The following is a 1,282-nucleotide window of genomic DNA, read 5'->3' on the forward strand; positions in this document are numbered from 1 at the left end:
CCCCTGCGCGCACATCACCACCGCCTGGTCCGGGGTATGGGCGCCCAACAACGGCAGCAACTCCGCGCGCAGCTCCTGCGCCGGGCGGAAGCGGCCATCGCGCAGACTCATGCCAAAGGGCCGATTGACCGCGCCCGGCACATGCCCGGCGACGCGATCCAGCGGCTCCACATCACCGCGATACCGCTCGGCGGCGCGTGCATCCAGCAACCAGCCCGGCGCCTGTGCCAAGCGCGATTGCACTTCATCGGCGCTGACAACCTGCGCGGGATCGAACTGCCCCGGATACGGCGTCGCTGCCTGCACGTTCACCGCGCCGGCCTGCAGTGCATGATCGGCTGCCTGCCATGCAGCCAACCCTCCATCGAGCACCGCAACACGGTGATGGCCGATCAAACGCAGCAGCCACCACAAGCGCGCCGCCGCCATGCTGCCATCGGCTGCGTCATAGACCACCACCTGGGTGTCCGGGCGAATGCCCCACCGACCCAACGTCGCAGCAAAGGTCGCGCTGTCAGGCAGCGGGTGACGACCATGTCCCTGCCGATCGAGGTTGGAAAGATCGTGATTCAGATCGGCATACACCGCGCCGGGGATATGCCCGGCGGCGTGCTGCGCCGCACCCGACTGCGCATCGGCCAACGAAAAACGCGCATCCATCACGCGCAACGCCGTGCTCGCGGTGGCGCGCGCATCCAGCAGCCGCAGGCTTTCCTCATTCAATGCCGCAGCAAGACTTGGCACATCGACCAGTGTGTTCCAACCCATCTCCATTGTTTTCATCCCAGCAACTCCAGGCGACGACGCAAGTTGTAGAGAATGGCAGCGGTGGCCCCCCAGATGCGGTGGCCCGGCCATGCGTATTCCATGACGTGACGGATGCGGCCACGGTGCTCCATTTCCACCAGGCGCAGGTTGTCCGGGTTCATCAGGTAGTCCAGCGGTACCTCGAACACTTCCGCCACTTCGCCCGGCTCGGGCCGCGCAATGAATGCCGGGTCCACCACCGCCACCACAGGCGTCACCCGGAAACCGGTGATGGTGATGAACGGATCCAGATATCCCAATGCCAGCACCTGATTGGACGGCAGGGCGATCTCCTCATCACTCTCGCGCAGCGCCGCTGCCAGGGCGTTGCGATCGCTGCGTTCCACCCGGCCACCCGGGAAGCCGACCTGTCCACCATGATTGCGCAGCGCCTCGGTGCGCCGGGTCAACAGCACCTGCGTGCCGCTTGCCCGCGGCACCAGACCAGCCAGCACTGCCGCCTCCACCGGGGGGC

General features: G+C 66.6%; 2 protein-coding genes. Both read right to left on the minus strand.

What is annotated here, in order from left to right; all coding sequences use genetic code 11:
* The coding region (locus ABB26_RS18390; protein WP_152982754.1) for a sulfurtransferase at nt 1–783 on the minus strand (783 nt) is incomplete at its 3' end.
* On the minus strand, nt 780–1,282 hold a 503-nt coding region (locus ABB26_RS18395; protein WP_083490927.1), incomplete at its 5' end, for a CoA pyrophosphatase. The genes ABB26_RS18395 and ABB26_RS18390, both read right to left, overlap by 4 nt.

This window comes from Stenotrophomonas humi (genome assembly GCF_001431415.1).
Lineage (GTDB): Bacteria > Pseudomonadota > Gammaproteobacteria > Xanthomonadales > Xanthomonadaceae > Stenotrophomonas > Stenotrophomonas humi.